This is a genomic window from Aminobacter sp. BA135, from assembly GCF_050859125.1.
GTDB classification, from domain to species: Bacteria; Pseudomonadota; Alphaproteobacteria; order Rhizobiales; family Rhizobiaceae; genus Aminobacter; species Aminobacter ciceronei.
This window is the reverse complement of the sequence record NZ_CP139572.1, coordinates 4849766-4873725: the sequence shown is the minus strand read 5'-3', so window position 1 is coordinate 4873725 and position 23960 is coordinate 4849766. Positions and strand designations below refer to the sequence as shown.

The following is a 23960-nucleotide window of genomic DNA, read 5'->3' as shown; positions in this document are numbered from 1 at the left end:
GCGGCGTCAGGGCCAGCGCTGCGCAGTCTGGCGATTACCCCGGCTTGCTGGATTCTTTCAGCAGATCGCTAGGATCGATCTCAAGGGCATCGGCGATCTGGCCAAGAACGGTTACACTGGCGGAAACGTCGCCGCGTTCTATGGCGCCGATATAACGCATACTCAGGCCCGCACGGTCGGCGAGTTCTTCCTGCGTCAGTTTCTTATCATGACGTGCCCGACGCAGGTTCCTCGCCATGACCTCTTTGAGATCCATGACCTGAGGGGAACCAGCATAGGAACGATCATTCTAGGAACGATCATTCCTATTCGTGTCGAGCCATGCTATTCGTTCTAATTGCTGGAAGCGCTCTGTCGCGCCCACGTCGATACGCCGACAAGGGAAGATTTCATGAAACATCGGCTCCAGCTCGATCCAGATGTCGATGATGAAGCTCCTACGGGTCCCGATGTAACGGCCTATGACGAACAGCATTACGTCACCTATCTGCGCCTGCTGGATGCGAGCCGCGACGGTGCGGATTGGCGAGAAGTGGCGCGGATCGTCCTGCACCGTGATCCTGTCGCCGAGGAAACGCGCAGCAGGCATTGCTGGGAAACTCATCTAGCCCGTGCGCAATGGCTGTCGAAAGCAGGCTACCGGCGCATTCTGGAACAGGCCGTTGCCAGCGCCATGCATGGCCGCGGAATGTCATTCCTTCGGTGATTTGATCGGATAGCGAAGCAGCAGCCGATAGCCTCCGCGCATCATTTTGATGCCGTGGGCGACAAGGCGACGGGCCTTGTTCTTTTGCGGTCCGATCTCCCAATCCTCTTTCGTGCCCTCAAATCCGAGTAGCACTTCGGCAATGGCGCGATAACTCTCGCCGCGCTGCCGCGCGTCTAGCGCGCGCAATGACAGGATATGCCCCTGTCGAAGTTGGGCCGGCATCGCGCGGAAATCGCGGCCCGGTGGGCGGCCATTGATTGCGCGCCAAAAACGGCGAGCAGCATGGGCGCGCAGTTCCATGAAGGAATCCATCGGCAGGGACGCGGCGTAGAAGGCGGCAGCGTCGGGAACGGCTTGCGGGAGCCAGAACTGGTGGGCAACGCCATCGACCTGCCAAATGCCGTGCCAGCCATCGGATGCTTGACGCAAATCGAGGCCATCGAGATGCGCCAGCGTCACGATCGGCTCCGTATCGTCATGCCGATGCTGGACTGGAGAGAGCAGCACGGCTTGCGGCTGAAGGCTCGGAATCCAGAATAGAGATTGCTGATCGGATGGAGTTTCAGGGTCGGTCGGAAAATCGCAACCCCCAGCGCTGCCCGAAAGCTTCCAGACGCTCCGGGTCTAGCTCACTTGATCCAGCTATGATCTGAAACTCGCGACGATAATCGTCGTGGCGACGAAGATATTCCCAAGCGAAACCGGCAGCGGGTATGCCCTTGGCATATTGATAAGCCGCCGGTGAACGCCAGTCGATGTTCAGCATGGCGTTACCCTCTCTATGCCGAACACGCAGAACAATGCCCGGATAAAGAGCGTCCGATATAATTCGAAATAGTTGTAGCCGCGCTATCCAGATAAATGGAGCGGGTAACGCGATCAATCTCTAGGTTATTTTCTTCTTAACAATGCTTACGTGTTTCTGCGAGCCGGGCATAGCCCGGCGAGCGCGGCCATGTTCGGCGCGTGGCCGCACCGCCGATCCGCAATGCCGGATCGGCGCGAAATTTTTCGGCTCTGCTCGGCCGAGGAAAGGCAGGACCGCCGGAGTCGCGGCCCTGTCGCGTTCGGGGTCAATGGCCCTTCAAGCGCTGCATTCCTTCCGCCAGCGTCCAGAGCGCGCGATTGAGCGTCACATTCTGGTCGATGCCGTTGATGGCGCGGGTCTGGCTGCGGCGAATGCGGCCTTCGGCATTCTCCTTGCGGCCTTGCAACCCGCCCTTGGTCAAATGCTCCTGAATGACGTTGAACGTGCTCCAGAGGCTCCCGCCCATATCCTCGCGGCGGCGCGGCTCGATGATCTGTTCCGGGCGCAGAGGGCTTTCCTCCTCGCCATAGCGGGCAACAAGGCTCGACTTGGCCAGCACACGGCGCTCGTCTGCTGAAATGCGGATTTCCTTCATGGTCTCGCTCGCGTCGATGAGGCGCGGGAAGTCTTCCGCAACGGTGAAGACACCTTCAATGATCTGGTCCTGAATGCCGCCCTTGTGGGGCACGCGGATTTCCTCAAACCGCTCGCCCGCGATCATGCTGTTGGTGCAGACGAAACGGAGCATCCCGGCGAACATCTGATAGGCGCTGGTCCCGTCATGGCTGTTGACGATGATGACTTCCGCCGCCTCCGGCTTGCCGATACCGCCATCCCGGCGCAAACGCAGCATGTGCTTGGCGTGGCCGTGGCGCGAACTATCGCGCGGAACCGACTGCACGGCGAAGAACGGGAACCATCCTTCCCGGCGCAGACCCTCCACGATGTCGATGGTGGGGACATAGACGTAACGCTCGGAACGGCTCTCATGGGCTTCGCTGGCGAAGATCGACGGGACATGCCGATAAAGCGCCTCGTTATCCAGCGGCTCGCGCCCGCTGATCTGGTGGGCGTTGCGGCCGAACCGGGTGGCAAGCTGATGATACATGGTCTTTCTCCTCATGGGCTTGGGTTGGAGCGCAGCGCTGCGCTGCAACCCTGCCCGTCGGCGAGACCGGGGGGTGCAAGGTGCAAGGGCGACCGGGACGGAGGGGGATCACCCGGCCTGCACAAGCGGATCGAAGCTCTTGGCGAGAGTGAGAAACATGCATCCGCGCGGAAGGCTGGGGAGACCATCCCGGTCGAGCGCCAGCGATCCCTTGCGCCGCGCCAGGGGGCAGAGTCCCCAAGCAACCGGCGCGGCCGAAGCGGAGCGGAGCGGCGGCCGGGCACAAGGACGGGATCAGGATGTGAAGGCCGATGGGCCTGGCCCTTGTGAATCCTGATCGCCTTTTTGTGGTGCCGGAACGCGAATATGCGAAAGCGCCCCGCCTGCAGCTCGCAGGCGGGGCGCGATAACGACGGTTCAATCGGTGATGATCCGCCCAACGTCGCGTGCGTGCTTCGCTTAGACCGGCTCGACGTGGCCAAGTCGAAACGGGCGCGCGGTCAGGCGATACGCTCCGACCGCCAGTACCCTCCTTGCCTTTGGCGAGCCGCCACGTCCGCGCCGTTACAAGCGTGCCGCGTGCGGTGCGATAGTAGGGGACGGCGAGACGGATGGCATCGCCGTCGGGGTGCCACGCCGCGATGACGGTCACGCCATCGCCAAATTCGACCGGGCTCCGCATTCCCATCGTCCTCGACGGTGACGCGGCCTCTGCGAAAGGCGTGGCTATGAGGGAACAGGAACCGCATATGTCCGCCACCTCGCTAGTCATCTCGGAGTTCGAAGATCGCGCCGGATGACGATTTGACAAGGGGGCGTTGCGGGGTCTCCCCGCTGAAGGGGGCGGACGAGACCTTGGCTCGGCCGCTAGGGGAAGCCTTTCCCCTCCCTCCGCATCTTGCTCATGCGTCTATGAGCGAAACCTGGAAACTTGCTCATACATAGATGAGCGATGTTAATTGCTTTGCTCATATATATATGTTAGATAATGCCAGAAATGGACACATATATATGAGCGAAAAGCAAGCTAAACTCGCCAGAAAGAACCTCGACAAGCGGCTTACTCCCCTGCGGGCCGAGCGCATTTTGACGCCTTCTCGCGGTTGGACGAAAGCGATTCGGGAGGCCCTGAGCATGACGACGCGCCAGCTCGCGGAGCGTATGAGCGTGGCTCCATCCCGCGTGTCCGCGATCGAGAAGGCAGAGGCCACGGGCGCGATCACCCTCAAGACCTTACGCGAAACGGCCCAAGCGCTGGATTGTCAACTCGTCTATGCCTTTGTCCCGACCAAGCCCCTTGACGACATTCTCTTCGATCAGGCCGAGCGCAAGGTGAGGAGCGAACTTGTGCATCTCAATCATACGATGCGCCTCGAAAATCAGGCGGTGAACGCCGAAGATCTTGAGGGGCAAAAGCGCCGCATCGTCGCTGACTATCTAGCGCATTTCTCGCGCAAGCTGTGGGACAAGGAATGAGCGATCCGCTTTTCGAGGACGACGACGACGCCAACACGCCGCTTGAAGCCGAAGAGCGCGAGCAGCTCATTCCATCCTATATCACCACGCGCGACGAGTTGAACGAAGCGGAGCTTGCCAACATCGCCGACGGCCTTCGCTGGGTCGGCCGGCGAAAGCGCAACGTGCTGGACCAGGACTTTTTGAACGAGTTGCACAAGCGGATGTATGGGGATGTCTGGAAGTGGGCCGGCACCTATCGCACGACGGCGCGCAACATCGGCATTGAAGCCTATCGCATCGGGGTCGAGTATTATCAGGCGATCGACGATGCGAAATATTGGGTCGAGCACTCCACGTTTCCGCCGGATGAAATCGCCATCCGTTTCAGCCATCGGGTTGTTGCGATCCACCCATACCCCAACGGGAACGGCCGCTTCTCGCGCATGATCGGCGATCTGCTCGCGGCCGAACTCGGTCAGCCGCGCTTCACGTGGGGGCAGATCAATCTCGTCGATCCGTCCGAAACCCGGAAGGCGTATATCGCGGCGCTCAAGGCCGCCGATGCGGCCGACTACGGCCCCTTGCTCGCGTTCGCTCGCACATGAAAGTCTTGCAGGGAGCTAGGTTTGCGGCCGGCCGCTTAACCTTTACCCTGAAACGGCACGACCCCGGATGAGATCATTAAGCAGACGCAACCCTGTCGGCCCCGCCGAGGATGTTACGGTGCCCGAATCTCGAGAAAAGTAATTGTCTGGTTCAGGCGAAAAGCAACCCGTCACTGAGCCATCCATCAACCCCTCCCGTTGCTAAATCATGAAAGCTTGCTATCATGATTTCATGAAACGCGGAGGGGCCGATGCGGGCGACGACACCGGACGGAGAAGAAAGCCTTCAAATCACGGTCCCAAGCGTGACGAAGAAAAGCCTCAAAATTCGCGCTGCTGAGAGCGGAGATCCCATGAGGGTCATCGTTCTTCGGGCTTTGGCGAAGGCCGGTATTCAAGTGCCGGATGAGGAGTTGCAGGACCGGAGGAAGAATAAGTGATTCAGGGCGCGGTAGCCGGTGAACGTACCCAGGCCGGGCCGATGACGGAACCGACAGGCCCCGACGCGTCGGTGGTCGATCTGTTCTGCGGGGCGGGCGGCCTGTCTCATGGCTTTTATCAGGAAGGCTTCAGGATCGTTGGCGGCGTCGATTTCGATGAAAACTGCCGATACGCCTTCGAGGCGAACAACGACGCGCCGTTTATTCGACGGGATGTTGCAAAGCTTAAAGCACGCGAAATCGAGGGTTTGTTCCTACCTGGTCAGCGACGCGTCCTTATCGGCTGCGCGCCCTGTCAGCCCTTCTCGACCTACAACCAGAAAAACGATGATCCAAAGTGGGAGTTGCTCTCCCAATTCGCCAAGCTGATCGACCAGGTGCGTCCTGACGTCGTATCCATGGAGAACGTTCCCCGCTTGTTGGAATTCAAGGGCGGGAAGCTCTTCACGGACTTCGTCGCAACGCTGCGCAACGCCGAGTATGATGTCGTCTGGAAGGTCTTATATGGCCCAGATTTTGGGATGGCCCAGACTAGGTCCCGGCTAGTTCTCCTAGCCTCAAGGCTCGGAAAAATTGAGTTGCCCGTCCCGACCCATACCGACGGCTACCGGACTGTCAGAGATGAAATCGGGGATTTGCCGGCGCTCTCACACGGCATGATCGACCCCACCGACCATCTGCATTGCGCAAGCCGGCTGTCCGAAATCAACGTCCAGCGCCTGGAAGCGTCAAAGCCCGGCGGCACTTGGCGCGATTGGCCCACGGAGCTTGTCGCCCGCTGCCATACAATGACGACGGGCAAAGGGTACTCGTCGGTGTATGGGCGGATGGCATGGGATTCGCCGTCACCAACGATCACCACGCAGTTCTTCGGCTTCGGAAACGGCCGGTTCGGACATCCCGAACAGAAGCGTGCCCTCTCATTGCGCGAAGGTGCGATGTTACAAGGCTTCCCTCGTGACTACGAGTTTGTCCCCCCAGGCGATCGCATTCACTTCAAGGCCGTCGGGCGCCTTATAGGCAACGCGGTCCCTGTAAAGCTTGCGAATGCAATCGCGAAAGCTGTCAAATCACATCTGGGGCAGTACAAATGACCACTCCTCGCAAGCTTGTCATGCGTATTAGCCTCAATGCTCTCGAACACTTAGGGATCAATCTATACAGCAACATCCCTGCTGTTCTGTCAGAAGTCGTTGCTAATGCTTGGGACGCTGACGCGGAAGTGGTCACCGTCATAATCGACAAGCTCGCGGAAACGATCACGATTGAGGACGACGGAACCGGGATGGACCGGGATGGCGTAATCGATCGCTTTCTGACCGTTGGCTTCAAGCGCCGGGATGAACTCGGAGAGGAAACGGCATACGGGCGTCGGCCGATGGGACGCAAGGGGATCGGAAAACTTTCAATCTTTTCGATTGCCCAAGTCGCTGAAGTATACACCACCGTCAACGGCCAGAACACCGCCTTCAGCATGGACCGGGAGGTAATCAGGAAGGCAATTTCCGGCAAAGGTCAGCAGGAATATGAACCGACTGAATTGACGACATGGCCTGCTGGCCTGACGAAGGGCACCAGGATCGTTTTGTCAAAAATCTCGAAGTCATTGTCGGGAATGACCGTGGAGGGCCTGAAACGCAGGGTGGCCCGCCGCTTCTCGGTAATCGGGCCAAAGTACAATTTTAAAGTCATTGTGAACGACAGTGAGATCGGCCCAGAAGATCGCGCTTACCACAACTCCCTTCAGTATATATGGACCTACGGCGACCAGACTGAATTCGTTAGCCAGTGCAAGAAGCTTGAGCGGCCGGCAGAGGCGCGCTTAGCAAACATATCGGATGAATTGAAGAAGGCCGGCCTGACTCTCACGGGATGGCTTGGTAGCGTGGCGAAGCCGGACCAACTGAAGGACGAAGAAGGCGACAATCTAAACCGCTTGGCGATCTTCATGCGCGGTAAGATGGCGCAAGAGGATATTCTGGACGAATTTGGACAGAAGGAAATCTATGCTGACTATCTCATCGGCGAGCTTCATTGCGAAGAGTTGGATTTGGACGATCATGGCGATATCGCCACCAGTAGCCGCCAATCTCTGAAAGAAGACGATCCAAGATTTGAAGCTCTGCGGAAAATCGTACTTTCAGAACTGCGATATATAGCAAGCAAATGGAGTGATTGGAGGCGATCAGATGGGGCGAAGGCTGCGGCTGGCGTTCCTGCCGTGGCTACGTGGCTCAACGGTCTGCAGGGCGACACGAAGAAGAAGGCTGAGCGCTGGATCGGGCGCCTGAACACGATTAGAGCGAACGATGAAGGCGATAGGCGCGAGCTGCTGAAAGCATCAATCCTCGCTTTTGAAAGCTATCGTCGACGCGAGGACCTGGATCGGCTGGATACGATCAGCGACTCGAATCTCGCTGAAATACTGCCGATTTTCGAAAGCATCGACGACCTGGAAGTCAGTTATTATGGCCAGATCGTTCGAGGGCGCGTGAAAGTTATCGAGACCCTTCAGAAGAAGGTCAGCGACAACGAGAAGGAAAAGCTCCTCCAAGCATACGTATTTGAACACCTGTGGCTATTGGATCCTTCTTGGGAGCGAGCAAAAGGAAGCGAACATGTGGAGACGCTTGTTCAGACATATCTTGCTTCCAATACCGCGTCTCTGACGGCAAAAGAAAAGAAGGGCCGGATCGATATCGGCTATCGCACCGCTACAGGCAAGCACATCATTGTTGAAATGAAACGTGCTGATGTCGCAACTCCGCTTGATATTCTTGTAGCTCAAGTCCGGAAATATCGCGATGGTGCGAGAAAGGTTCTGGCGACTACTCAAAACAAAGGGTGGCCAATCGAGATTGTCTGCCTCGTCGGCAAAGCGCCGCCAGAATATTACGATGTAGACGGCACTGGCCCACAAGGCGTTGAATTAGCATTAGCCGGCGTAAATGCGCGGATTGTATTCTACAATCAGTTGCTTGAAAATGCCCAACGCTCCTATGCGGACTATCTAGAAGCGCATGAGAAGCTGGATAATCTTTGGGGTGTTTTTAACGCCATAGATGACTTCTCTGTAACTAAAGCTTGAGATTTGGGCGGCAACGTCGTTTATTTTTGCCCGCCTTGTTCGCGAAACATGTGCGTCCGCTGATCCGAACCCGTTTGTAGGAGGTTGAAGATGACGCACATCTTCACGACACTGCGTCATCCTCTGGAGAAGCTTCTTGAGGCCGAGCACTTCTTAGCGCGCATGACGCGGGCTGACGGGATTGTTTTTCAGTTCGAACTTAACGCCTTCCTATCAGCCTGCCGCAGCGTGACCTTCCTCCTGCAGTCCTCTTTTTCGGACGTTCCCGGCTTCTCCGAATGGTATAAGCAGCGCCGGGCGGAAATGTCCGCCGATAAGGCGATGGGATTCTTCCTAAAACTGCGAAACCTTTCCCAGAAGGCCGGTCCCGTCTCCTATGTGGGCGCGGCCCTTCTCGGTGGCGGTTGGACCTACAGATTTACTCATGGCGCAGAGCGCGTGCCAGAAGTGCTGCGAGGTAAGGACATCGGTAGCTGCTGTGCCGAGCAACTTCGTAAAGTTGCAGGCGTGGTTGCCGATTGCGCAGGTACTTTCCCGTTCGAGTCTTGTCCCGTCGAGGCTTTCACCGTCGAAGGAATGGCCCACCTCGGATACACTATAGAGGATGCGGAGAGGGCGATCGGTTTGCCTGCGGGATATAGCGACGTGTCTGGCTTCGGCCCGGACGTGAAGTTGCACTACCTAAAGCGCGAGCTTGAGCCCCTCGACCGGACGACCCTCATGCGCATGACTGCCGGCGAATTCAGGTGTGGGGCTGAACAGTTGGTGTTCCCGGAACCACAAGGAAGCGATCTGGTCGACGATATGGCCGCGCTCGTCGATCCAAAGGGTCCCGACGGCAACGATACGCGAACAATTTTTATTAGGGCCGTCGCGGCGCGTATTGAGCGCCAAAACTTGGACGGCGCCTGATCCTCGGATTTCGTGCGACCGACGCCTATCACTTTGAGCGGGGTGACCGCAGCGCCGTCGCGCGAAAAGCATAAGAGCCGATTTGGAGGGTAAGATTGCCGCAGCGTGTGATTGTAGACAGTAACATGCTTCAAGAGCGGGCTTTACGCGCATATTTTCTGGAAGCGCCTGACAACTTTGTTGTACTGCCGGATTTTCTTTGGGCCGAAATCTACAAGCAGCAATCGATCGCGGGCCTGGCGGCCGCCTTCTCGGTGATCCGTGACTTTCCGGATCGCCTCGTTGGCTTGCGATCGGCGGGCGAGTTGGCGATCCTTGATCCCAGAGGCGCTGATTTGGTCGAGCGAATGCTCTACCAGAATGTCCCCGAAAAGATGCGATCGACCTTCGAGGCCGTGGCCCTCGCTGAACAGGGCACGCCTTGGGTCTTGGAACAGTTGGTGGAGCGTTGGTCCGCCGCCTCCGCGCACATGGATGGAATGCTTGAGGGCGCGGTCGATATTGTCCAATCGCTTCCCGAAGTTGCAGACATCTTTACCGCTGAAGAGAAGCGACTCTGTAGAACGAGCTACAAATATACCCCGGCCATGATGGAGAAAATCTTCGGCGCCGCCGAGCAGCTCTACGAAGAATTCATAAAGGGCTACGAGGTGTCGGCGGGGCATGTGTCGCCGCGCCACTACTACGACGCTTATCTCTATCGGCACGGGCTAGCAATCATCATCTATTCGTTGTGGTGGATCCGGAACGGTAGCCAGCTTCCCAAGCGCCTCGATAAGGCGCGAAACGATTTCATTGATCTCAGCTTTGCGATTTACGCGACCTACTTCGACGGCTTTCTAACGCAGGATACGAAGGCCCACTGGATGTATTCAAATTTACACGGTGCGTTGAAGGCCCTCGGCGCGCGACATTTGGGTGAATAAGGCACTCCTGCAGTATCTTCGCAGCTGGCCGGTTGTTTCAGCTGAACCACCCGATGATGAGTAAGCGCCCGGCCGTAGGGGCCTCCTCGGACGGCAGGTGCGCCGCTGTTATTAAGCAAAAGAGGCGGAATTTTGTTTGAAACACCCAAGCAAATCTTAACACAAAGCAAATTCGCAGCCGCTCTGGACACTCAACTGCAGCGCGATTACAGGATTTTCAGTAGGGCTATACAAGAGGGCGTCGCTCAGACGGACTACGGCAATGGCAAAAGCAACGTTAGACACCAAAAAACTGACACCCTTTCTTGCGCCGGCCTTGTTGGACAGCGCCGACAAATCCGCTGACGCGGTCCTGCTTGATAAGCTCGGTAAGGCGGCGAAGGCGAAGATTAAAGGGGCCGATGGCGTCACCCGTCGGGTGATCAGCGACAGCGATGATCAGGTGCGCGACTTCTATCTGCGGACCATCATCTACGAAGAGGTGCGTTCGCCGGCATGGGCTCCGGCGAACGCTCTAATCGACAAGACTCACCAGCTCATCATCATTGCCGTTCAAGGCGCGCGGGCGGCCCTGAACGCCTCGGACGGCGCGATGCGTGACCGCATTTTGAAGGGGTTGAAACCGGCCCGGCCCGTGCCGCGTGCCGTCATCGAACCCTTTGTCGGCGATGAAGCGTCGGTCCTGCATCTTAGCGGCGTCCACACCCCGACTGCGGTCAAGCCGAACAGCAAGTCGTTGACTGGGTCGGCTCTGGAACATGCCTTAGATCCACTCGGCGACCAGACCTTCATCCTTTCAGCTGTCCGAAGCCGGCCGGGTGTCAAGGGGCTTACGGACGCAAAGAATCGTCCGGCCTCGATTGGCGCCGCTCCCGGCGGCGGGCGGATTTGGGTCGGACGCCAGAAGTCTCTGGACGAGTTTGTGGAGACGATGGAGCGCGTCTTCCTCCACGCGCAAACAGCGTCCGCCTCGCCGCGCTTTGCAATGCTGGCTCAGCAGATCACCGATATCTCGGCCGTGCAGGACGCCTACGAGATCAGCCTGACGCCCAAGGATCTTCTGTCTGAAGACGTAATCGATCCGACCGACTACGCCTTCGCCCGTAAATGGGCCTATGACGCCGCCTTCGAAGTAGTCCTCCCAGCCAAAGGAGCTGTGCCAGGGCTCTCGTTCGCGGTCGAATGCACCCTTCTGGGTGTAGCTCTTGGTCAGGCAGACATCGAGGTGACCTTTACCGACGGTGTGGTAGGTCTCGCCTTGACTTGGAAGAACCCTGCGACGGCCACCACGACGGACCACGAAGAGTGCCGACGCGCGCTGACCGATGTGGACATGATCAAGATCCACTACGAGAGCGGCCATGCGATTGCGCAGGGCCGTTGCTACTCCAGCCAGTACACGGATCAGCCGTTTGATTGGACGTTCCAATCTTTCCACGGCTTCGATGTGGAGAAGGAGAAGCCAGCTCTCGCTAAAGGACAGTCGCTGGCGAGCGCGATCGGCGTGGGCGGGGACAACTCGTTGTTCGCATTCGTCTTGGAAAAGCTGTTCGTCGACCCCGCTGGAAAGCCGGTAGGTTGGCTCGCGTGCGACGATGGATCAATGGAACTGGCCGACTTCATCCACCTGGATCCCACGAAGAAGGTCGTCACTCTGGTCCATGTGAAGGCCTCCGGCAGTGCGAAGGCCAACCGCCAGGCCTCGGTCTCTGATTTCGAGATTGTCGTCTCTCAAGCCGTTAAAAACCTGCGCCACCTTGAGCGGCGCCCCCTCGGGACGGAGTTGACCAAGGGAAAGGGCAAGAAGATCGGGTCGGCTGTGTGGAAGGATGGCGTCCGTCAGAAGAACCGCGACGATTTTCTCAAAGCCATCGAACAGCTTCCTGATCGTTACAAGAAAGTCGCCGTGGTAGTCCAGCCTCGGCTGACGCAGTCCGAAGTCACAGCCTGTGACACCCTTGCCAAGGGCAATAACAGGTTGCTCCGGATGAAGCAGCTGAGCACGTTGCTCTTGGCATCTCGTCTCTCAGCCATGGCCTGTGGCGCCCAGCTGCACGCCGTGGTGGACGCTTAGTTGGCGAAGTGCCATTACTAACGTCCGCCAAAGGCGGTGATATATCGAATGGTGGAGAGGGCTGCGGTTCTCAGCGCAGAAGCGACATCAAATGCTCGCTGGTCTCGATAGATGGCGAAGGTTGTGTTGTTCGGAAACGCTGAAATTTATCAACGAAATCAACAGCGGGCTTTTCGGGACGGTACAGTTGACGGTAGTCTTCGGGGGTGAATTTTTTTATATAATAAATTTCAATATGTTAGAGGTACTACAAACCATCGAGTGGGAGTAGAGGGGAAACGGCGGCAATTGCGTGGTTTCGGCGACGATGTACGTTGCCGTTTTGCGGCCATTTCCTTGTGTCCCTGACCCGCATTGAGCCGCACTGGCCTTCTTTCGAAATTTGTTCTGTCCGATCTGCGTCCGATCCTTGGGCGAGTGAAGCACTGTCGGCGAGCGAGAGGGCCGTGGCGTAGAACTTCGCGCACATAGGCAGGTCGGCGCTCGCGAAGATGGCACTGCGGGCGTTGATGCAGATCAAAAAGAACCCGGCGCTCGCTGCTAGAAGTTCCAGCCGACTGACAACGGGGGCGGCTGTCGATGAATTCTTGGATCGGAGGGAGGCGAGCGATACGATGCTTCCACTGGCGCTCCTCATCGGGCATCCGACCGCGATTGAGACCTCGCTTGAGATCAATCGCGCTTGCGCCGGCGACGACGTTCCGGACGCCGTCGGCAATCCAGTCTCGTATCGCTGATGCGCTCAAAGTGATCGATGCATCGGACGCGCGTTTGATCCGGCTCAAGTCCCATGCAAGGCTGCGTGGCACTTGTTGCCGTCGACGCGAAGAAGATCGAAGTGCGGTCAGGAGCCGGCCGGTCTTTGTTGCGCCGAAGGGATGACGGTCCGACCCGGCCCAAGCCGCCGGGCGTACTGGACGCACGCGAAATCTCATGGAGACAATTATGGGGAAGATTAACGTCGCCTGGCACGAAAGCCACAAGATGCCAGACAATCCCACAGAACAGCAGCGGGCCGAATGGCACCATGGGCATGCCCTCAACTGCAGTTGCCGCAAGGTGACGCCGTCAATCCTCACACTCATCAAATCGCACGGCTACAAGTTGCCGCCGGACGCGCCAGGCTTGGCCGGAACCAAGGCCCTTTCGCCCTAGTCAAAATCCTGTTGACCAGAGACCGACACTCCCACGGCATTCTTCGCGACGCGCCCGATCCCTCACAGGATTATGCTGAACGTCGGCCATTGGTTGCAAATGGAGCGGCCCGAAGCAGTGGCCAAGGAGATCGACCGCTTCTTTGCCGACAAGCAATAAGGCGGCATTGAAGAAGATGTAGACAACTGAGGAGGGAAAGCTCGCAACCGACACCGTTATGATGCTTCTCCCGCCGACGGAATGTTCATGAAGGCTGCCGAAACACGATCGCCAGCCCGGCGGGACCAACTGAAGCCGAGATTGGCGCGCCGACGGCTGACGGCAAGGATCCTAGCTCATGATGCGCGTTGGGTGACGGTACTTTTCGAGGCGCGTCGCGTTAGGCGCACGGCGACGTGGGAAGCATAAATCGTCCGACCGTCCCCGATAGTTGATGAAACGTCAGGAATATTTTTACGGTGATCTTCCCCTTAATATCAATACCGTAGCTTTTTGGCGACCTAAGCGTCGGCTCTTTGCGCTGACAACAAGAAAAAGCCCTGCTAGATCAATCGTCTAGCAGGGTCAAAAGACAATAGAGTGGGAATGATTTCAGGGCGCTAGGCGCCCCACTGTGGCAAGTGCCTGGTCAGGCACTCGCCATTTTACTTTCTGCGCTGGCTAGACGTTAGCCCGCCAGTTCATTTCGAAATGCGCCACACTGCTCGCCAGCGCTGTGGCGGAGCTTTGGTGCCTGGTCGATCAGTGTGTGCGTTGGAGAGGCCTCAACCCGGCTGAAACTCCAACACGTCAATCCCATCGGTATTGGCGATCGCGCACCGCTGGCCGGCGTGGTCGAGCGCGATCGGCGGCGTCGGGTGATCCTGCGCCACGATGCTGCTTTTCTGGACGCCGGAATCGATGCCCAGCCAGCGCCGAGTGATGTCTCCGGTTCTCAGGTCAATCAGTTTCGGATGTTCATACAAGCTGAGCATGTGATGGTCGCCGATGGCCATCATGGTCCCGAGCCGCTCCGGACGGCGGATCATCTTTGGCGTCGCCGGCAGGCTGGGATCGAACAGGCGTAGCTCCGCCGTCCAAGGGTCGGGCTCCTCTTCGTCGCGTTCCAGTCCAACCAGATCCACGGCGAGTTCGCCCATCGCCAGGAAAGCGGCGCTGATGCCGTCGTCCGCCCAGGCGTCGATGTCAAGCCCCTTCACCATCGAGATGACGGGGGTCGGCGATCGCATCGGCAAGATTGTAGAGCCGCACGACATCCATCGGGTGCCACAACCACCTGCGCTCGCAAGGTACTTCCCATCCGGAGAGCCCGAGAGTCGCGAATGAAAACAATCCGCAGGGGTTCGTCCATTTGGGCCAGCCAAGCTCTGGCCCGTTGCAAGATCTTCAATTTCCAGTTGGTTGTAGGCACTTGGACAGTGAACGATCATCTCTCGCCCATCCTCGAGCCGGATCAGCGCGACAGGAAATTCGTAGAGGTCGGCGTGGTGATAGCTGCGATTGATTTCGCGCAGGACCTCGCCCCGGCGCAGGATCAGGCCTTTGGTTCCGAGCCGGGTGTAAATCGCAGAAAACTCGCCGCTCGGCGACGTGACCGAGGCATCGAAAAGGTAGCCGCAGTCAATACGGCTATCCTGGATCTTGCCGTCGAGAGTGAACTGGCGGCCCCCAGCCACCCAATCGACAAGCACGTCACCGTGCCAGACGAGCGAGCGCACGCCCGATACTGATATTCTTGTTTCCCTGACCTCAACCATCCCGATAGCCTCATCGAAACGTTTGACCGGAGCAAGCGAAGGTCAGCAATTTCCAATTGCAGGACTGGTGCTGTTCTTTTTTGGCTCAGAACTCCGCCCATCCTTTCTGCGCAGTGGGAACCGGCTTGGCCGGTTTGACGACCCGGAGCGACGGTTGCGGCCGGCGCACGTGTTTTTCGGCGTGAACCCTGAGCGGTGTCCGCGCGCCAATCTCGAAATGCGCGACGCTGGTCGCAAGTGCCGACGCTTCCTCGGCCAGCGCGTGCGAGGCGGCTGTCGATTCCTCGACCATCGCGGCGTTCTGCTGGGTTACCTGGTCGAGCTGATTGACGGCGTTGTTGATGCCCGAAAGTCCGACCGACTGCTCCTTGGCCGAGTTGGCGATATCGGCGACCAGCACGCTGATCTCGGTCACCTTGCCGGTCAGTACCTCCAGCACCTCGCCGGTCTGGCCGACCAGCCGCACGCCGGCGGCGACGCGTTCGCCCGACGAGGCGATCAGCGTCTTGATCTCGCGTGCCGCATCGGCCGAGCGCAGCGCCAGGCTGCGCACTTCGGCGGCGACCACGGCAAATCCCTTGCCGGCGTCCCCTGCGCGCGCCGCCTCCACCCCAGCATTCAGCGCCAGGAGATTGGTCTGGAAGGCGATCTCGTCGATGACCGAGACGATCTGGCCGATCTGCCTGGCCGAGCTGTCGATCTGGCCCATGGCGACGATCATGTCGCGCATCGCCTGGCTGCTCGACTGGGCGCTGGCCCTGGCATCCTGCGCCACGCTGTCGGCGCGCGTCGCCCCGCTGGTCGTCTGTGCCGTCGCCTCCGAAATCTCGACGAGTGCTGCGGCCGTCTCTTCCAGGCTCGCCGCCTGGTGCTCGGTGCGGCGGGCCAGGTCGTCGGCCGCCTGCACCAGCTGGGCCGAGCCGTCGCGGATCGCACCGGCATTGCCATGGATGCGCCCGACGGCTTCCTCCAGCAGCTCCATGGCGCGGTTGAAGTCGTCCCGGATTTGCGCGTAGTTCGGCGCGTCGAGCTCGTCGATACGGTGGTTCAGGCGGCCCTTGGCCAGCTGGTCGATGGCCTCAGCCAGCGAGGCCAGTGCGGTGCGCTGCTCCCTTTCGGCAGCATCGCGCGCGGCTTCGGCCGAAAGCCGGCGCTGCTCGGCGGTTTCGAGGTAGGTCGAGATCACCAGCTCCATGTCGAACAAGGAGGCCTTGAGCAGGGCGCTCATGGCCTGCCTGGCCCTGGCCAGACCCGGCGCCTGAATGCCGAGCGCCTTCGGCCAGGACTGCTCGAGGATGACCGATACCAGCTCGTCGATGATCAGCGTGTAGCCGCCGACATACCAGCGCGGCTCGAGCCCGATGTCGGCATGGATGCGGCCGATGCGCTGCGCCGATTGGGCATAGTCGTCGCCGAAATCGGCGGTGGCGATGGCCGACCAGTGCTTCATCTGGCGCCCGCCGGCGGCCTGCATCCGCTGTTTGCTGCCGTCACCTAGTCCGAAAAAACGCCGCGCCTCCTCGTAACAGGCGATATGGCCGTAGAAGCTGTCCATCACCTTGGGCAGCGCTGCCTCGATCGCCGGCCGCACTGCGTTCAGCGCGGCGCGCGCCTCGCCATCGAAGCGGACGAAGGCGAGGCGGCGGGCAATTGCGGCGTCCGTGGCGACGGCGTGATCGGACATTTTTCTTTCCTTCGGATGGCGGGCAGTTTTCGGTTGAGCGCTTGCGCGAACCCGCTGCCGGCGAATGCTGTACCGCTCGCTAGGCTCCAAATGGTTCACAATTGGTTTCCGCCAACACATTGAAATCACATGCGAAATAATGACGCGCCAGCGATGGTTGTCGCATCGGTCGGGTACTCGCCATATGCTGGAAGCATCGCGTTGTCGTCCAAGCGTCGATGCCCGACCCGTTGCGCCGTTGGCTTCGGCTGCTTATTTCTGCCAGGCCATGCCCGATCAAGAAGCCGATAGCCCCGGATCCGAACCGCCGCCCGCCAGGGGCGATCTTCGTGCTGCCTACAAGACCGACATCGTCGTCATCGGCGCCGGCCAGGCCGGGCTGTCCACCGCCTACAATCTGAGGAAGCTCGGCCTTCAACCCGGGCGCAATTTCATCGTCCTCGACAAGTCGCCCGAGGCAGGCGGCGCCTGGCAGTATCGCTGGCCGTCGCTGACGCTCTCGACCGTCAACCGCATCCACGACCTGCCCGGCATGCAGTTCGCCGACGTCGTCGAGGAGGGCGCCACCGAGGTCAGGGCGTCGGTCGCGGTGCCGAAGTACTTTGCCGCCTATGAGCGCGAGTTCGACCTGCCGGTCTATCGCCCGGTGACGGTCAAGGTCGTCTGCGACCGTGGCGACAGGCTGCGTGTCGAGACCGATCGCGAGACCTTCTCGGCCCGGGGCATAGTCAACGCCACCGGCACCTGGGAAACGCCCGTCATCCCAGCCTATCCAGGTGCTGAGCGCTTCAAGGGGCGGCAGCTCCACACCCGCGACTACCGCAGCGCCGAGGAGTTTGCCGGCCAACGTGTCGTCATCGTCGGCGGCGGCATTTCAGCGCTGCAGCTGCTCGACGAGATCGCGCGCGTCGCCTCCACGATCTGGGTGACACGGCGCGAGCCGCAGTTCCGCGACCGAGCGTTCACGCCGGACGACGGTCGCGCCGCCGTTGCGATCGTCGAGGACAGGGTGCGGCGAGGTCTCGTCCCAGGCTCGGTCGTCTCGGTCACCGGTATCCCTTGGACGCCGGCCCTCAAGGCCGCCCGCGATCGCGGTGTGCTCAACCGCCTGCCGATGTTCAGCGAGATCACCGAGGACGGCGTGCGCTGGCCCGACGGCAGCGAGCAGCGCATCGACGTCATCTTGTGGAACACCGGCTTCCGCAGCTCGCTCGACCATCTGGCGCCGCTGCAGATTCGCGAGGAGGGTGGCGGCATAGTCATGGCCGGCAAGCTGGCGACACAGGTTTCAAGGGATCCGCGCATCCACCTCGTCGGCTATGGCCCGTCAGCTTCGACAATCGGCGCCAACAGGGCCGGCGGGGCAGCCGCGCGCGAGCTTGCTGCCCATCTCGGGCTCGCCTGACGGGCTCTTGCCTGCCAACATGCCGCATCGATTTGTTTTTTCTTCTGTTGACCTCAATTGCACTTGAGGTTTTATGGGTCGTGTCGGCTCGAAAAATGGAAAGGCCGACATGGACTTCGATCTTGAACAGCCGGCGCCCCTGGCCGGCACGACGACCGCAGCGGTTGCGACCAAGCCCGTCGGCTGGGGCGATCTCTTCAGCGGCAGGCACGGCATCTACACCTTTGCGCTCGCCGGCGGCGTCACCCTGCACGCCGTCAACATATACATCGCAACGACGGCCATGCCGTCGGTCATCGCCGACATCGGCGGGCTCGATTTCTATGCCTGGGCAACGACCCTCTTCGTGGTCGCATCGATCCTCGGCTCGGCGCTGACGGCCAAGCTGCTCAACGGCAGCGGTCCGCGCGGCGCCTATGTGCTGGCCACGTCGATCTTCGCTCTGGGCACGCTCACCTGCACGCTCGCCCCCAGCATGCCGACCATGCTCGTCGGCCGCGCCATCCAGGGACTCGGCGGCGGCTTCCTGTTCGCGCTCGCCTACGCCCTCACCCGCATCGTCCTGCCGGAGCATCTCTGGGCACGGGCCATCGGCCTCACCTCGGCAATGTTTGGCATCGCTACGCTGGTCGGCCCCGCCATCGGCGGCATCTTTGCCGAATATGGTGCATGGCGGCTCGGCTTCGTCTCGTTGCTGCCGTTCTGCGTTGCCTTCGCCATCGTCGCCTTCGTCACCTTGCCGAAGAAGAGTTGGGACACCAACGAACACGTCGCCGTGCCGTTCCTGCAGCTCGTCATGCTGACGGTGGCCGTGCTCGCGGTGTCTGCCGGCAGCCTGTCGGCGCAGTTGGCATGGAACCTCGCCGGGCTCGGCGCCGGCCTTGCTCTTGTCGTGCTGATATCCGGTGTCGATGCACGGGCCGGCGCACGGCTCCTGCCGCGCGGAGCCTTCAATGTCTCGACGCCGCTGGGCGCGCTTTATCTCACCATCGCGCTGTTGATGCTGGCCATACAGCCCGAGATCTTCGTGCCCTACCTGCTGCAGAACCTTCATGGCCAGTCGCCGCTCTGGTCCGGCTACATCGCGGCCGTCATGTCGCTGGGGTGGAGTGTCGCGTCGTTCATGAGTTCGCGCTGGCAGGCGCATGCCGACCGCCTGATGGTGCTCGGTCCGCTGCTCGTGCTGGCCGGCCTCGTGTTGTTTGCGCTGTTCATGCCTATCAACAGCGCCGGCAACCGCTTGCTGCTGCTGCCGATCTGGCTTGGCCTGCTGCCCATCTGTCTTGGCCTGCTACTGGTCGGCTTCGGCATCGGCGTCACCTGGCCGGGGCTCGTCACCCGCATCTTCCAGAACGCTCCGCCCGCCGAGCAGGACCTCGCCGCCGGAGGAATGACGACAGTGCAGCTGTTCTCCATGGCCCTCGGCACCGCCTGCGCCGGCATGGTTGCCAACTTCGCCGGCATCGCCGAACCGGGCGGAGCTGAGGGCGCTGCCAACGCCGCCGTCTGGTTGGGCGCGATCTTCGCCGTCGCTCCCGGGGTCTGTGTGCTGGTGGCGCTTCGCGTCGTGCGCCTCACCGGTCGGAGGGCTGGCCTTCAGCGATATGACGGTGGTCTGGAGCCTGTCGCGCCGCGCGACCGTTGACCGGCCGCTGCGGAGAAGGTCAGCATCCGCCGCCGGGCTAAGCCTGGTCGATAAGAACCTGTTCCAGCCCGGATTCGGGCGCCGAGCAGATGCACAGGATCGTCGCCTCGCCGTCGCCGACCGAGACGTAGCCATGGCCCATGGTCGAATCGATGTAGACGCCGTCGCCGGCGGCGAGCCGTGTCGGCGCATAGTGGTCGGTGTGGATCTCGATCTCGCCGTCGACCACATAGGCGAACTCCTCGCCGACGTGGCGGACCAGCGGGCCGAATTCGTCGAGCGAACGCGCATGGATCCTGGCGATGATCGGCACCATGCGCTTGTTGGTGAGATCGGTGCACAGATAGCGGTAGTCGTAGTTCCGCGTCGCCAGTTGCAGTGTGTTGGTGCCTGACACGATCGAGCGCCGCGTTCGCTCCACACCCTTTGCCGGCTCGACGTTCAGCAGCTCTGTAACAGGGATATCGAGCCCTGTGCATATCTGCAGGATCTTGTCGTAGGTCAGCGACATCAGGTCGTTCTCGACCTTGGACAGCGTCGACAGCGCCAGCCCGGTGCGCTCGCTGACTTCCTGCAGCTTCAGCCCATGGCGTTGGCGCATGGCGCGCAAGCATTCGCTCAGTCGCGGTTGGTGGGTCACATGGCCTCCGGTCTTCGCGGCGTGAGCGGGTTCATTTTCTGAAAATGGCAGGGATTTAGCGTTTACGCAAACGACTTGACGTATCAAAAAAGAAATCTTACCGATTGCATCACAAAAAAGCGGGAACGGCAAAAGTTTTGATTTTTTGCAGGGTAGCTCCTGCGCTGCAGCACGCCCCAGGCGGACTGCCACGGCCACTGTGGGAGGGCAGGACCATGCGTTGCGACAGGCATCAGGACGGCACGGCATCGACGCCAGTCGAGATGCGCTGCGGCAACGTCTTTCCACGCACATCCGGCGCAGCGCCCAGCGCCGCCGGCGATCCAAAAACTGTAAGGGAGTGACCGGCATGACCAAGGCACCGGCCGATTTCGCCGCGCGCATCGATGCGCTGTTTCAGGATTTCACCGGCCCCGGCAGCCCGGGCGCCGTCGTCGCGGTCACCGAAAACGGCAGCGAGATCTTCGCCAACGCCTACGGCCTCGCCAATATCAACAATGCCGTGCCGATGGGGCGCAAGACGATCATCCGGATCGGCTCGCAGACCAAGCAGTTCACCGTCCTGCTGATCCTGATGCTGGAGGCCGAAGGCAAGCTCAGCCTGTCCGACGAGGTGCAGAAGCACCTGCCTTACGTGCCGCGTCTCGAGCAGCCGGTGACGCTCGCGCATCTGGCCTCCAACACTTCGGGTTTCCGCGACCATCTCGAAGCGATGATCTTCGCCGGCCTGTCCATTTTCACGCCCTCCGACCGCCAGACCGGTCGTGACGTCATCGCTCGCCAGGACGCGCTGAACTTCAAGCCCGGCAGCGCCATGACCTACTGCAATGCCGGCTTCTTCATGCTGTCGGAAATCATCGAGCAGATCGAAGGCGCGACCTTCAACGAGGTGCTGCGCAAGCGCATCACCGGCCCGCTCGGTATGGACGACACTTCGCTTCTGATCCGCGACGGCGCGGCGATGAACCGGCTGGCCGCGCACTACACAAAACGTGAGGAGGGTTGGGCCAACCTCAACTGGGGGCTCGATCTCGGCGGCGAGGGCGGCATGATCTCGACCCTCGACGACATGATCGTCTGGCAGCAGAACATGTTCGATCCCAAGGTCGGCACGCCTGAGATGTACGAGCGCATGGGCACGGCTTGCGTCTTCGACAATGGCGCCACCGGCTTCTACGGCCTCGGCCTCGTCACCGACGTCTATCGCGGCCGCCGCGCCGTCGGCCATGGCGGCACGGTTGCCGGCGGCAAGTCGGAATCGACCCGCTTCGTCGATGATGGCTTCGGCGTCGTCATCATCGCCAACAACGACCAGGTCGCCTCCTTCGCGCTCGGCCGGCGCATCGCCGACATCTATTTCGGCGACACGCAGCCGGCGCCGATCGCGCTTGCGCCCGGCCGCTACCGGCAGGAAGGCGGTCCCGACGTCTTCGAAATCGTTGCCAGGGACGGCGTGCCGACCTTCCTCAATTCCGGCGGTGTCGGCGGCTTCGATTTCGGCCATCGGGGCGGCGCCAAGCCCGAGCGCGCCATCACCGACCTGGTGCTCAGCCCGCGCGCCGACGGCAAGGTCGACGGTGTCTTCTGCGGCACGCCGCGCCTCTATGCGCCGCTTCAGGCCACCGCCGTGGCGGCGCGGCCGCTGGCCGGGCGTTATGTCAACAAGGCGCAGGACCTCGAGGTCGAGATTACGGGCGACGCCTCGAAGGGCGAGTTCCGCCTGCGTTCCGGGCTCGGCGCCATGGCAGCCCCCATTGTCGCTGCCGATGCCGACCTGTGGTTCCTGCTCCAGCCCGGCACCGACATGCGGCCCGGCCTGCCGTGGAACGCCACTTTGGCGGTCACAGCAGACGGCTTCGAAATGAACTCCGACCGCATCAAGAAACTGGCCTTCAAGCGAGCCTGATCAACCACTTTACGGCGAGGTCCACCATGTCCCTACGCACTCTCACCCCTGAACAGTTCGACGCGCTGGCGCGTTCCTATCTCAAGCAGGCGACGCTGACGCGCCGCGCCTTCCTCGGTGGCGCCGCAGCGCTCACGGCCACGGCCATGCTCGGCATGCCCGGCAAGGCACTGGCCGAGCAGACCGGTGGCACGTTGCGCGTCGGCCGCTCGGAAGAGCCCGACACGCTCGATCCGCATAAGACCACGCTGTCGGTGTCGTCGACGACGATGGATATGATCTACGAGCCGCTGGCACGCGCCGGATTCGACGGCGAGGTGCTGCCGGGCCTCGCCGAGAGCTGGGCCTTCAGCAATGACAACAAGACGCTGACCTTCAAGCTCAAGCCCGGCGTCAAGTTCCACGACGGCACGCCCTGCGACGCCGAAGCCGTCGCCTGGACCGTCGCGCGCCATCTGGCGCCCGAGGCCGCTTCGCCCAGCGCCTTCTTCCTCGGCCCGCTCGAGCGCGCCGAAGCCGTCGATCCGGTCACCGTCGCCTACCACTTCAAGGAGCCCTTCGTCGCCGTCTGGGTCGGCCTGACGCTCGGCTATTCCGCGCCGATCTCGCGCGCCGCCGCCGAGGCGGCAGGCGACCAGTTCGGCCGCAAGCCGGTCGGCGCAGGTCCGTTCAGGTTCGTGTCCTGGTCGACAGATCGCGGCATGCGCCTCGAGCGCAACGACGACTACGCGCCCGTCGCCGCGCCGGCGCGTGTCGAAGCCGTCGAGCTGTTCCACTATCCCGAGGATTCGACACGCATCGCCGCCTTCGAAACCGGTGAGATCAACGCCATGTATGGCGGTGCCTCGGTGCCGCTCGACAGCGTGCGGCGCCTGCGCGGCAATCCCGATGCCGTCATGCTCGAGCGCCCGGCCCAGATGATGCGGGCGCTGGTGTTCAACCAGAAGCGACCGCCTTTCGACAATCCGAAGGTGCGCCAGGCCTTTGCGCACGCCATCGACCAGAAGCGGCTGATCGCCTTTGCGCTCGACGGCTTCGCCGTGCCGGCGACCTCGCCGATCGCAAGCTCCATCTCAGGCTATTCGCCCAAGACAGCCGAACTGTCCTACGGCTACGATCCCGAAAAGGCCAAGGCGCTTCTGGCCGAAGCCGGCGTCGACAAGGGCCTCAAGGTCAAGCTCGTCGCCAACGACACGCCGGTCATCCGCCGCACCGCCGAGGTGGTCCAGGCGCAGCTGCGCGAGATCGGCGTCGACATCACCATCGAAACCCTGCCGATCGCGCAATGGGCGGCCATCACCGCACAAGGCGGTCAGGACATGGTCATCTCGACCTATTCCTACACCGATGCCGACATCGTCTACCCGGTGCTGCACACCAAGGGCGCGCTCAACCGGGCCTTCCATGAAAATGCCGAACTCGACGGCATGATCGCCGAGCAGCGCGTGACGTCCGATCCGGCGGCAAGGCAAGTCATCCTCGACAAGATCCAGGCCAAGGTCGTCACCGAGGCCTACTGGAAGCCGCTGTTCGAGCCGCTCAACTTTGCCGTCGTCGCCAAGGACGTCGTCGATGCCCGGATGAATCCCGGCGGAGAGCTGCGCGTCGACCTGCTCGGCATGGCCTCGTGACCCGCGCCG

At 61.0% G+C, this 23960-nt stretch carries 21 protein-coding genes; 14 read left to right on the top strand and 7 right to left on the bottom strand.

Annotated elements, in window-relative coordinates:
• Window positions 1–34: 34 nt before the first annotated feature.
• On the bottom strand, window positions 35–256 hold the full coding sequence (locus SLT36_RS23735; RefSeq protein WP_432284706.1) for a helix-turn-helix domain-containing protein: 222 nt from the start codon (window positions 254–256) through the stop codon (window positions 35–37).
• A gap of 135 nt (window positions 257–391) precedes the next feature.
• Here SLT36_RS23735 and SLT36_RS23730 point away from each other — a divergent pair, with 135 nt between their 5' ends.
• Window positions 392–706, top strand: coding sequence for a DNA -binding domain-containing protein (locus SLT36_RS23730; RefSeq protein ID WP_432284705.1), 315 nt, complete (start codon window positions 392–394; stop codon window positions 704–706).
• Here the strand turns inward: SLT36_RS23730 and SLT36_RS23725 are convergent.
• The 3 genes from SLT36_RS23725 to SLT36_RS23715 all read right to left on the bottom strand — a co-directional run bounded on the left by SLT36_RS23725 (window position 692) and on the right by SLT36_RS23715 (window position 2625).
• Window positions 692–1168, bottom strand: coding sequence for a DUF2285 domain-containing protein (locus SLT36_RS23725; protein ID WP_432284704.1), 477 nt, complete (start codon window positions 1166–1168; stop codon window positions 692–694). The two genes, SLT36_RS23730 and SLT36_RS23725, sit on opposite strands and share 15 nt — an antisense overlap.
• A gap of 103 nt (window positions 1169–1271) precedes the next feature.
• The gene (locus SLT36_RS23720) at window positions 1272–1475 is read right to left on the bottom strand and encodes a transcriptional regulator domain-containing protein (RefSeq protein WP_432284703.1); all 204 of its coding nucleotides are present in this window, start codon (window positions 1473–1475) and stop codon (window positions 1272–1274) included.
• A gap of 307 nt (window positions 1476–1782) precedes the next feature.
• Complete coding sequence (locus SLT36_RS23715; protein WP_432284702.1) at window positions 1783–2625, bottom strand: DUF932 domain-containing protein; 843 nt, start codon at window positions 2623–2625, stop codon at window positions 1783–1785.
• Window positions 2626–3636: 1011 nt separating this feature from the next.
• On the opposite strand from SLT36_RS23715, the gene SLT36_RS23710 reads away from it, so the two are divergent.
• From SLT36_RS23710 to SLT36_RS23670, 9 genes are all read left to right on the top strand, one after another.
• Window positions 3637–4101, top strand: coding sequence for a mobile mystery protein A (locus SLT36_RS23710; protein WP_432284701.1), 465 nt, complete (start codon window positions 3637–3639; stop codon window positions 4099–4101).
• The gene (locus SLT36_RS23705) at window positions 4098–4688 is read left to right on the top strand and encodes a mobile mystery protein B (protein ID WP_432284700.1); all 591 of its coding nucleotides are present in this window, start codon (window positions 4098–4100) and stop codon (window positions 4686–4688) included. Before SLT36_RS23710 ends, SLT36_RS23705 begins: the two co-directional genes overlap by 4 nt.
• Window positions 4689–4939: 251 nt before the next feature.
• Window positions 4940–5128, top strand: a complete 189-nt coding sequence (locus tag SLT36_RS23700) for a hypothetical protein (RefSeq protein ID WP_432284699.1) — start codon at window positions 4940–4942, stop codon at window positions 5126–5128.
• The gene (locus tag SLT36_RS23695; protein WP_432284698.1) at window positions 5125–6222 is read left to right on the top strand and encodes a DNA cytosine methyltransferase; all 1098 of its coding nucleotides are present in this window, start codon (window positions 5125–5127) and stop codon (window positions 6220–6222) included. Before SLT36_RS23700 ends, SLT36_RS23695 begins: the two co-directional genes overlap by 4 nt.
• Window positions 6219–8216 carry a BbrUII/HgiDII family restriction enzyme gene (locus SLT36_RS23690; RefSeq protein WP_432284697.1) on the top strand — a complete coding sequence of 666 codons (1998 nt, stop codon included), beginning with the start codon at window positions 6219–6221 and terminating at the stop codon, window positions 8214–8216. Before SLT36_RS23695 ends, SLT36_RS23690 begins: the two co-directional genes overlap by 4 nt.
• A gap of 90 nt (window positions 8217–8306) precedes the next feature.
• Window positions 8307–9128, top strand: coding sequence for a hypothetical protein (locus SLT36_RS23685; RefSeq protein ID WP_432284696.1), 822 nt, complete (start codon window positions 8307–8309; stop codon window positions 9126–9128).
• A gap of 95 nt (window positions 9129–9223) precedes the next feature.
• Window positions 9224–10054 carry a hypothetical protein gene (locus SLT36_RS23680; protein ID WP_432284695.1) on the top strand — a complete coding sequence of 277 codons (831 nt, stop codon included), beginning with the start codon at window positions 9224–9226 and terminating at the stop codon, window positions 10052–10054.
• A 262-nt stretch (window positions 10055–10316) separates the two neighbouring features.
• Complete coding sequence (locus SLT36_RS23675) at window positions 10317–12128, top strand: hypothetical protein (RefSeq protein WP_432284694.1); 1812 nt, start codon at window positions 10317–10319, stop codon at window positions 12126–12128.
• A 491-nt stretch (window positions 12129–12619) separates the two neighbouring features.
• On the top strand, window positions 12620–12865 hold the full coding sequence (locus tag SLT36_RS23670) for a hypothetical protein (RefSeq protein WP_432288535.1): 246 nt from the start codon (window positions 12620–12622) through the stop codon (window positions 12863–12865).
• 1182 nt (window positions 12866–14047) lie between these two features.
• Here SLT36_RS23670 and SLT36_RS23665 read toward each other — a convergent pair.
• Complete coding sequence (locus SLT36_RS23665; protein WP_432284693.1) at window positions 14048–15040, bottom strand: hypothetical protein; 993 nt, start codon at window positions 15038–15040, stop codon at window positions 14048–14050.
• Window positions 15041–15125: 85 nt separating this feature from the next.
• Window positions 15126–16724 carry a methyl-accepting chemotaxis protein gene (locus SLT36_RS23660; protein ID WP_432284692.1) on the bottom strand — a complete coding sequence of 533 codons (1599 nt, stop codon included), beginning with the start codon at window positions 16722–16724 and terminating at the stop codon, window positions 15126–15128.
• Window positions 16725–16992: 268 nt separating this feature from the next.
• Here SLT36_RS23660 and SLT36_RS23655 point away from each other — a divergent pair, with 268 nt between their 5' ends.
• Both SLT36_RS23655 and SLT36_RS23650 read left to right on the top strand, forming a co-directional pair.
• A complete protein-coding gene (locus SLT36_RS23655; RefSeq protein WP_432284691.1) occupies window positions 16993–18129 on the top strand; it encodes an NAD(P)-binding domain-containing protein in 1137 nt (378 codons plus the stop codon).
• A gap of 109 nt (window positions 18130–18238) precedes the next feature.
• The gene (locus tag SLT36_RS23650; RefSeq protein WP_432284690.1) at window positions 18239–19774 is read left to right on the top strand and encodes an MFS transporter; all 1536 of its coding nucleotides are present in this window, start codon (window positions 18239–18241) and stop codon (window positions 19772–19774) included.
• Window positions 19775–19811: 37 nt separating this feature from the next.
• Here the strand turns inward: SLT36_RS23650 and SLT36_RS23645 are convergent, their stop codons facing one another.
• Window positions 19812–20414, bottom strand: a complete 603-nt coding sequence (locus SLT36_RS23645; RefSeq protein ID WP_432284689.1) for a helix-turn-helix domain-containing protein — start codon at window positions 20412–20414, stop codon at window positions 19812–19814.
• 349 nt (window positions 20415–20763) lie between these two features.
• Between SLT36_RS23645 and SLT36_RS23640 the strand changes: the two genes are divergently transcribed.
• Complete coding sequence (locus tag SLT36_RS23640) at window positions 20764–22320, top strand: serine hydrolase domain-containing protein (RefSeq protein ID WP_432284688.1); 1557 nt, start codon at window positions 20764–20766, stop codon at window positions 22318–22320.
• Window positions 22321–22346: 26 nt separating this feature from the next.
• On the top strand, window positions 22347–23951 hold the full coding sequence (locus SLT36_RS23635; RefSeq protein WP_432284687.1) for an ABC transporter substrate-binding protein: 1605 nt from the start codon (window positions 22347–22349) through the stop codon (window positions 23949–23951).
• The last annotated feature ends 9 nt before the right edge of the window (window positions 23952–23960 follow it).